Genomic DNA, 7989 nt, shown 5'->3' with positions numbered 1-7989 from the left:
CGCGTTTCGAATATGGTAGAGGACCGTTGGCTTTGAAAGGCCAGTATCCCTTGATATATCTTCGAGGCTGAATTGCCTGGGCCAAGTATAAAACCCGGATGTGAAAGCCGCGCGTATGATCTTTTTCTCGAGTGGTGTTAGATCCGTGATAAGTACATCGCTAAATAGAGTTTTTATGTTATCAATTATGGAGTCTCCGTCCCGTAATCTTATGTAATCCATAGTGACGACGTCATTGTGAGACTTAACAGCCTCGATTATATATTCTAGATTTTCCTTTGAGAACAGAAGCACATTAAAAGCTTCAATTCCACCATCCGCATATGTTGGAAACAGGGGTATGCCACCATTAGCGGTTATTGATGGAATTATGCCATGAGAATGCTTCATGCCAGTTATAAACGTGTAAAGCTTACCTTTGACGATAGAAAAATTCTCGAAATCTTTGCTGAAGGCTTTCTTTATATCAGCGACATCATTACCTACGGTGAATGCGACTATATAATTGATATTGGATGTGCTATTCACGGCATTGATTGAGATTATTTTTTCTCCAATTTGAGAGGCGGCTCGAGATAGCCCACAATCACTCTTAATGGAGAAATTCATAAAGTACATATACATTAATCAGCTTGCTGCTATTTATATGTTATGATAGGTCATTACCTGTGTAATAAGAAAATGTAGATCCATAATTATATATAAGATTAATAGTATGGTATAATTCTGGAAAGTAAAGCATCATTCTTTTATCATTTTAATGTAAACTCATTTAACAATATATTTTTAGCATTATCTGTCTCCCTAGAAGGTTTTAAAGGTCTTGATCTCTTTCTTATACACAGTTTCAAAATATTTCTTTACTGTTCATATCTGATCTTTGATTTTATCGTTTATCCAACAGATGTTCAGATATTATATTAATCCGCTGATAGAAGATTTATTATCTTTTTTCAAATTCATAGTTAAAGATGACTTACTATGTCAGATCATCCAAAGACCATGGCTGAAAAGATACTTAGCAGGGCGTCCGGAAAAAGCTCAATAGCTGGTGATTACGTCTGGGCTGTTCCTGATCTCGTTTATCTGAACGATCTCATGGGCCCGGTAGCCTTATCGGTAATAAGAAAAATAGGCATAGGAAAGATCAATTATGGAGGGAAGCTCATATTCATAGTGGATCATATATATCCTCCCAAGGACGTATCAAGTGCAAACAATATAAAGATAATAAGAGAATACGCGGAGGAAAACAATTTCGTCTTTATACAGGGAGGCGAAGGGATAGAACATACGGTTCTGATAGAGAAAAAGCTGATCAGGCCTGGTGATCTCGCGGTGGGAACTGATTCCCACACTGTGACGCTGGGTGCTGTTGGATGCATGGGCGTCGGCATGGGAATAACCGATGTTTCCGCGATCATGGCGCTGGGAAAAAACTGGTTCCTGGTTCCGGAAAGCATCCAGATAGATTTGATCGGAAGACTTAGAAAATATGTATCCGGTAAAGACATAATTCTCAGTGTACTGAAGATTCTTAAAGAAGACGGTGCAAACTACATGTCTATGGAATTTCACGGTGAAGCCATAAGGCATCTTTCGATCGATCAGAGGATGGCCATAGCAAATATGACTGTGGAAGCTGGGGCGAAGGCCGGTATGATAGAGCCGGATGAACTAGTGGGCAGATTCTTCGATATCGATGAGGAGGATCTAAAGAACGTCAGATCGGATGAAGGATCGCATTTCGCACAGAGAGTGGACATCGATCTTGATTCCATCGGACCGCAGATAGCTGTACCGTACTCCCCTGCAAATGTCCATGATGTGAAGGAATACGTCGGTGTTAGGGTCGATCAAGTATACATCGGCAACTGTGCAAATGGTACCATAACAGATCTTCGTGAGGCTGCTGAAGTATTGAGAAACCGAACTGTGGCAAAAGGGGTAAAGCTGATAATAGTGCCAGGCTCCAGAGACATCTACAGACAGGCACTGAAGGAGGGACTTATAGATGTTTTTCTGGACGCCGGCGCGGTCATATCACCTCCGAACTGTGGTGCATGCGCCGGTCTGCATATGGGCGTTCTCGGAGATGGTGAAACCGCAATATCAAATACGAACAGAAACTTCAAGGGGAGGATGGGAAGTCCTGAATCGAGAGTATATCTGGCCAACACCTATGTTGCAGCCGCCGCGGCTCTTGATGGAAGGATCATAGATCCGGAGGCATCATTATGAAGGGTAGGGTATTTTTGATCGGTGACAACATCGATACTGATGTCATCGCTCCAGCAGGATATCTGCATCTGGGAATTCCTGCATTGAGAGATCATGTCCTGGAAGCAGTAAGGCCAGACTTCCATACCCTCGTTAGACCTGGAGACATAATTGTGGCGGGCAAAAATTTTGGATACGGTTCTTCAAGGGAACAGGCTCCTGCTGTATTGAAAGATATTGGAATAAGCCTGATCCTGGCCAGATCGTTTGCCAGGATATTCTTCCGTAACTCCATAAACATAGGGCTTCCGCTGGGTATAATAAAAGATCTGAATAGCGTAAAGGACGGCGATATCGTTGATTACGATATCGAATCGGGAAAACTATACGATGATTCGGGTAACATAATTGCATTGTTTGCAGGGCCCACAGGTCCGCTTTCGGAGATATTGGCTGAAGGCGGCATGGTAAACTTCATAAAGATGAAGCTTGGAATAAAATGATAAAATTGAACTACGATTTTTTCCTCTGGGTTCATAGATGAATGAAATCTCAATTTTTGGTGTGTTTCTACTTCCAATTTTTGGATATCCTATGAGAGTTCCAAGAAACGGATTCTCATATGACCGGATATTTCATCATCTGAATTTAGATTAATAGATTCACTAAGGCTTAAATATAGAATGATGATTGTATTTATATGTATTATCTTACCTTCAGTATTTCCAGCGAATGCGGATTATCCGACGCAGCTTACAACACACAGTCAAAGCTCTTCATCCTCAATGTGCTCACGGAGGATTTCAAAAAAAATTCCGTTGTGGCCATAACCAGGTCTGATGATATACCAGGGCTCAAGAGCCATTTGATTAAAGATTTCGATTCCCTAAACATATCCAGACAGAAAAAATACAGCCTGATAATCGGTCGGAAAGTTTCCCATGGAATAATGGGATCTATAGAAAAGAATGGAGGTATGCCCATTTATCCATTGCTCGCAAGTGATGGGGTCGAAATATTTCAGGCCCTCGTACTGGAGAAGGATAAGGTAGATGTAATACTTGACGCAGTATCAAGATATAATCATATTGAAAACTTTGACTCCATGAGACTGGAGGCATCCGTTTCCATACCCGCCATGATGGCTTCCAGTATGGCTGATATAATGTTCGACCTGACCGATACCGAAAAGAACGTTCTTTTAAATGCATATAGGATGGGTTATTTTTCGTGGCCAAGAGGTAATGATCTCTCCAATTTAGCTGCTTACTTGAAGATGGCCAAGCCTACGGCCCTATATCACCTTAGAAATGCAGAGAAGAAGATAATGAAGATGCTATTCTGGCACTGAAATTTAAAAAATATCTACGCTTCAAAAATTATGGAAATAAAGAGATAAAAAATTTTTGAAGAACTATATCTTCACGACGCGATCTGCTCAACGCGGAGCCTGGATGCTTTCGGTCCGAGAATTGCGAGGTCAAGCACCACTATGATGATGAAGACCCATATTATACCGAACGATGCGAGGACTCCATGCGGCAGAAAGAACGCAGTTATTATTGGCACCAGTATGGATGTAGATATACGGCTCACGCTGTAAACCGTTCCAGCAGCGGTTGGCCTGACCCTTGTTGGAAATATCTCTGCCTGATAAGTGTGGAAGAAGTTTGAGAAGTTCCATAATGTGAACGTAACGATAAAACCGAGTATGATAACGGCAACGACGTTTGCTTCTATGGCGAACAGCGTACCTACGACACCGGCAACCAGTGCGCTGGTTATGATCCCCCATTTCCTCTCAACTTTGTCTATTATGAAGATGTTGAAGATGCTACCGAAGAAGAATCCAGAATAGATCAGGAAGGTGAATTCAAGCGTGTGCACCAGCGATATGCCCTTGGCCAGAAGGAACAGAGGAGCGAGAGCAACGAACCCATAGAATATACCGCTCTGGAAGAACTGGAATATGAGCATCATTATGGTTCTGCTCCTTATGTCCGGAGCGAATATGTCTCTGTACCTCGATTTCTTAGGTGAAATATCCGTGCTTTCCCTGACATCAGGGAGTTTTGCCATGTTCTTCTCCTTCATGATCCTCTCTTCCCAGTTACTGACGATCTTATCGGCTTCATCGTATTTGCCATGCACCTCAAGCCATCTGGGAGATTCATTTAGTCTCGTACGCACCGCCCATATGGCTATGCCCACTATACCCATGAACCAGAATATTATCCTCCACGAATAGAACGGCGGCGCTATTACCTTCATCTCATAGACTAGAAATGCGATCACCGGTCCTGCGGTAACTGCTACGGTGTACACGGTGGCCAGTCTCTTTCCACGTTCTTTTCCCGGCATCATCTCAGTCGTGAACGTGTCAACTATCGGGAATTCGCCACCTACACCTATTCCCCCTATGAAGACGAACACAGCTATCAGTATGGCTGAAGACATTAGACCAGCCAAAATCATGCCAACGGAGAATACCAGAAGATTGTACAGAAACACCGTCCTCCTTCCCTTCTGATCCCCGAGCCAGCCGAAGAATATACTGCCGATGAATTCGCCAAGGAAGAAAGAGGTAGGCACAACCAGTGTAGCCAGCACATGGCTGAAGTGAAGGACGGTGGCCACAAGCGCAAGTATCGCACCGTTTCCAAGCAGCATCAGCGTTTCTGCCCATTCCCCTCCTGTCACCATGAGCAGAAAATTTCTCTGGGGTGTCCCAAATGGCAGCCTTTCTAGCCTATCTGAGACGCTACCCGTATATTTCTTTTCCTCGACCATGATATGTTAATGTTTTACCCACATCATAAATTATCGATCTAACATGTTACAATTATTTCAAGATCAATAGATAACATTTCAATATATTTCATATTACGTTCTTTCTTCGCAATATGTCGATCTCCTCTCTGGAATATCCAAGATCAGCGAGTATCTCCTCGTTGTTTTCTCCCAGAGAAGGCGGATCTCCATCGCGATACGTATTCAGTGGTGAAGTGGGAACATAGAGATCCTTACCACCATAGGATTCTCTCGCCATCTTCCTGGAAGCATGCACATCAGATATGAGATCCCATGGCCTGTTCAGGGTCGCGTAGCTAATGTTGGATTTTTCCAGTTTACCGATCAATTCGCTTTCTTCATACTGTCCGAGGACACTTTGAAGATACGGGATGAGCGATTTCCTGTTCTCATACCTCGCCTTGTTGGTTGGGTATTTATCCTGAATATCAAGAGAAAATTCTCTACAGAAGTGCTTCCACTGTTCGTCTGTGGTGACCGCAACGAAGACATCCTTAAGATCCTTTGTTTTGAAGAAATCGTATATGCCCCATGCGAACCCTTCTTCGTTTATCGGCTTCAGTTCCTGGCCGGTTATCTGATAGGTTGCGATATGCTGGCCAACAAAAAACATAGCGGTCTCGAACAGCCCGACCGATATCTTCTTCCCCTTGCCCGTCTTTTCAACCTCAGACAGAGCATTCATCACATTCATGACGCCGAACATAGCAGCACCCATATCGACGATGGAGGCGCCCACCCTCATCGGCCTTCCGGTCAGGCCCGTCATGTAGGCCAGACCGCTGTGTACTTCGATCGGATAATCTAGCGACTTTCTCCTCTCATATGGGCCGTCCCCATATCCCCTGATGGAAAGATAGACTATCCTCGGATTAACCTCAGCGATCCTCTCATAGGATAGACCTAGAGAATCCATCGTACCGTATCCAAGGTTATCAATTATTACGGAAGAGGTTGAAACAAGCTTCAAGAATATTTTACGGCCGTCTTCACTCTTGAGGTCTATCGTTATGCTCTTCTTTCCTCTGTTGTAGAATGGAAATGCTCCCGCGCTTGATCCGGTCAGCGATCTCGCTATGTCGCCGCTCCCTGGTCTCTCTATCTTTATGACCTCGAATCCCATGTCTGAAAGGAGAAGACCTGCTGTCGGGCCAGCAACTATATGTCCTATTTCAAGAACTCTCATGAACCTCACCGTATATCTTTACAACATCGTCCAGACGAAACGCCCTTCCTTCCATGACGGAGTGATCCTTCACCATCTGCACTATCTTTCGGATCTCACCATCGGTAGCATTTATACCTCTGGAGGAAAGGGCCGCCCTGATCGCATTCTTTCCCGCATAAACATTGAATGAATAGTGATCGGAGGGAAAGGATCCTGCATGAGTGCCCGCTGTGACCGTTTCCACATTTCTACCAAGAACCGGCATGTTATCCATAAAGAAGCGCGATCCTATTTTTTCCATGATTAGATCGAAGACGTATTCGTAGGCTTTCCTAAACGCCTTGACGTCGTATTTTTCAATACCCATATCGTTCAGGTACCTTGCCATCGTTATTTCATCGCTTATCCCGTTCCTTTCACCGATACCCATCACGGTGGTATCAACATGATCTGCACCGGCATCTATTCCGGCAACGGCCTCCGCAATGGACAGGCCCATATCATTATGGCAGTGTATTTCTACCGCCACATCCAAATTTTTTTTGACCTCCCTGACGATACTCGCTATCTTATTCGGCGTTCCGGCTCCCTTGGTGTCAGGAAGCTGTACAACATCTGCACCGCATTCTGAAAATTTTTTCGCCATGCGCACGACGTCATCAATTCCGTATGAAACGACATCCACTATGGCTATCTCAACTGTTCTGCCGTATTTCTTTGCATGCTTGATGCTCAGGCATATATCTTCCATATCAAAGGAGCCAAATGGAAGATGAAGTGATATGTTGGAACCGGTCTGAGCGATCAGGTCTATGTCCTCGATCACCGTTCGTCCAAGAGCGAAAACCTCAGAGAACAATTTTTCTGAAATTATCTTCTCGGTCACCTCCATCTCTGAAACATGGGCGGATGGATATGAAACAAGCGCACGTTTAACACCGGCTTCAGAGATCATCCTCGCAATCCTGATCTTCTCGTCAACGGTGAAGGAAAGACCTGGAGTCTGAAGCCCTTCACGGAGAGTGTCGTCAGTGAGCATAATAATTGATTGGTAGTGATTATTTTAATAAGGCATCTAACATGTTTTATCCCTTGCGTCTACTTATGCCTGGTATTTTTAGTCTGAATTTCCTCGTTTGACTCGTTGCCTGCTTCTGCTTCCTCACGATATGGGCCGCCTCTCCAATTATGAGGCCGGTGGCGAAGAACAGCAGAATGGAGAAGACGTCTCCGTTCACCGCTGGAAAGAAGAAGAGCACAGTAAGCCTTCCTATGAAGGCCAGGGACCATACAGAGACAACCCATACAGGTCTCTTATAGTATGTCCTCTGATTCTTTGTGAAAAATATTATGCTTTTGGATGTGTGAAATGATACATAGACACCAAGGATAAAAGCGAAAATAGACAGGATCATTGACACGATCAGCATATTGAATGAAACAGCAACGGTGAATATCAGATACAGGAGTGGGGAAAGAAATATGGATCTTCTTGAAAACTTGCCTCCAAAGGCTGTCCTATATGTCTTCCTCAGTAGCAAGATGCCTACTATTAACCCGTATGAAATGTACTTGAACGCAAGGAGATACTGCATCACAAGGCTGTATGCGAAAGTATACAGCCTGTCAAAATCTATCACTCAATGATGATCGTTACGGTTGAATTAAGTTTACGCCAGATAGAAACGATATTTAGATATAGCTTGATAAATGGAAGAATCAGATACTCCTCACTAAAGCTTCGGAGCCTGTTGCTGGTCTCCCCTCCACCCTTGAGTGAAGTTTCAGAT

The 7989-nt window shown here is 43.9% G+C and carries 8 protein-coding genes; 3 read left to right on the top strand and 5 right to left on the bottom strand.

Features of this window, described 5'->3' with window-relative positions; translation table 11 throughout:
- A partial coding sequence (locus Q0C15_RS04785; protein WP_297216903.1) for a helix-turn-helix domain-containing protein occupies window positions 1-618 on the bottom strand: 618 nt, incomplete at its 3' end.
- A gap of 363 nt (window positions 619-981) precedes the next feature.
- Between Q0C15_RS04785 and Q0C15_RS04780 the strand changes: the two genes are divergently transcribed.
- From Q0C15_RS04780 to Q0C15_RS04770, 3 genes are all read left to right on the top strand, one after another.
- Window positions 982-2241, top strand: a complete 1260-nt coding sequence (locus Q0C15_RS04780) for a 3-isopropylmalate dehydratase large subunit (protein ID WP_297216901.1) — start codon at window positions 982-984, stop codon at window positions 2239-2241.
- Window positions 2238-2723 (top strand): 3-isopropylmalate dehydratase, encoded by a 486-nt coding sequence (locus Q0C15_RS04775; RefSeq protein WP_297216899.1) that lies wholly within the window; start codon window positions 2238-2240, stop codon window positions 2721-2723. Before Q0C15_RS04780 ends, Q0C15_RS04775 begins: the two co-directional genes overlap by 4 nt.
- A 197-nt stretch (window positions 2724-2920) precedes the next feature.
- Complete coding sequence (locus Q0C15_RS04770; protein ID WP_297216897.1) at window positions 2921-3571, top strand: helix-turn-helix domain-containing protein; 651 nt, start codon at window positions 2921-2923, stop codon at window positions 3569-3571.
- A gap of 71 nt (window positions 3572-3642) precedes the next feature.
- On the opposite strand, the gene Q0C15_RS04765 is transcribed toward Q0C15_RS04770, so the two are convergent.
- The 4 genes from Q0C15_RS04765 to Q0C15_RS04750 all read right to left on the bottom strand — a co-directional run bounded on the left by Q0C15_RS04765 (window position 3643) and on the right by Q0C15_RS04750 (window position 7839).
- Window positions 3643-5010, bottom strand: a complete 1368-nt coding sequence (locus Q0C15_RS04765) for an MFS transporter (RefSeq protein ID WP_297216895.1) — start codon at window positions 5008-5010, stop codon at window positions 3643-3645.
- Window positions 5011-5098: 88 nt separating this feature from the next.
- On the bottom strand, window positions 5099-6217 hold the full coding sequence (locus Q0C15_RS04760) for a CaiB/BaiF CoA-transferase family protein (RefSeq protein ID WP_297216893.1): 1119 nt from the start codon (window positions 6215-6217) through the stop codon (window positions 5099-5101).
- Window positions 6204-7238 carry a hypothetical protein gene (locus Q0C15_RS04755; RefSeq protein WP_297216891.1) on the bottom strand — a complete coding sequence of 345 codons (1035 nt, stop codon included), beginning with the start codon at window positions 7236-7238 and terminating at the stop codon, window positions 6204-6206. The genes Q0C15_RS04760 and Q0C15_RS04755 overlap by 14 nt, the downstream gene beginning before the upstream one ends.
- A gap of 46 nt (window positions 7239-7284) precedes the next feature.
- Window positions 7285-7839 (bottom strand): hypothetical protein, encoded by a 555-nt coding sequence (locus tag Q0C15_RS04750; protein ID WP_297216889.1) that lies wholly within the window; start codon window positions 7837-7839, stop codon window positions 7285-7287.
- Window positions 7840-7989: the final 150 nt, after the last annotated feature.

The sequence above is a fragment of the Thermoplasma sp. genome (assembly GCF_023256435.1).
Lineage (GTDB): Archaea > Thermoplasmatota > Thermoplasmata > Thermoplasmatales > Thermoplasmataceae > Thermoplasma.
This window is presented reverse-complemented; position numbering and strand designations above follow the sequence as displayed.

Coding starts and splice junctions, on each gene's coding strand:
- Q0C15_RS04765 (WP_297216895.1), bottom strand. CDS start 5,010: ATGGTCGAGGAAAAGAAATATACGGGTAGCGTCTCAGATAGGCTAGAA.
- Q0C15_RS04780 (WP_297216901.1), top strand. CDS start 982: ATGTCAGATCATCCAAAGACCATGGCTGAAAAGATACTTAGCAGGGCG.
- Q0C15_RS04760 (WP_297216893.1), bottom strand. CDS start 6,217: ATGAGAGTTCTTGAAATAGGACATATAGTTGCTGGCCCGACAGCAGGT.
- Q0C15_RS04775 (WP_297216899.1), top strand. CDS start 2,238: ATGAAGGGTAGGGTATTTTTGATCGGTGACAACATCGATACTGATGTC.
- Q0C15_RS04770 (WP_297216897.1), top strand. CDS start 2,921: ATGTATTATCTTACCTTCAGTATTTCCAGCGAATGCGGATTATCCGAC.
- Q0C15_RS04755 (WP_297216891.1), bottom strand. CDS start 7,238: ATGCTCACTGACGACACTCTCCGTGAAGGGCTTCAGACTCCAGGTCTT.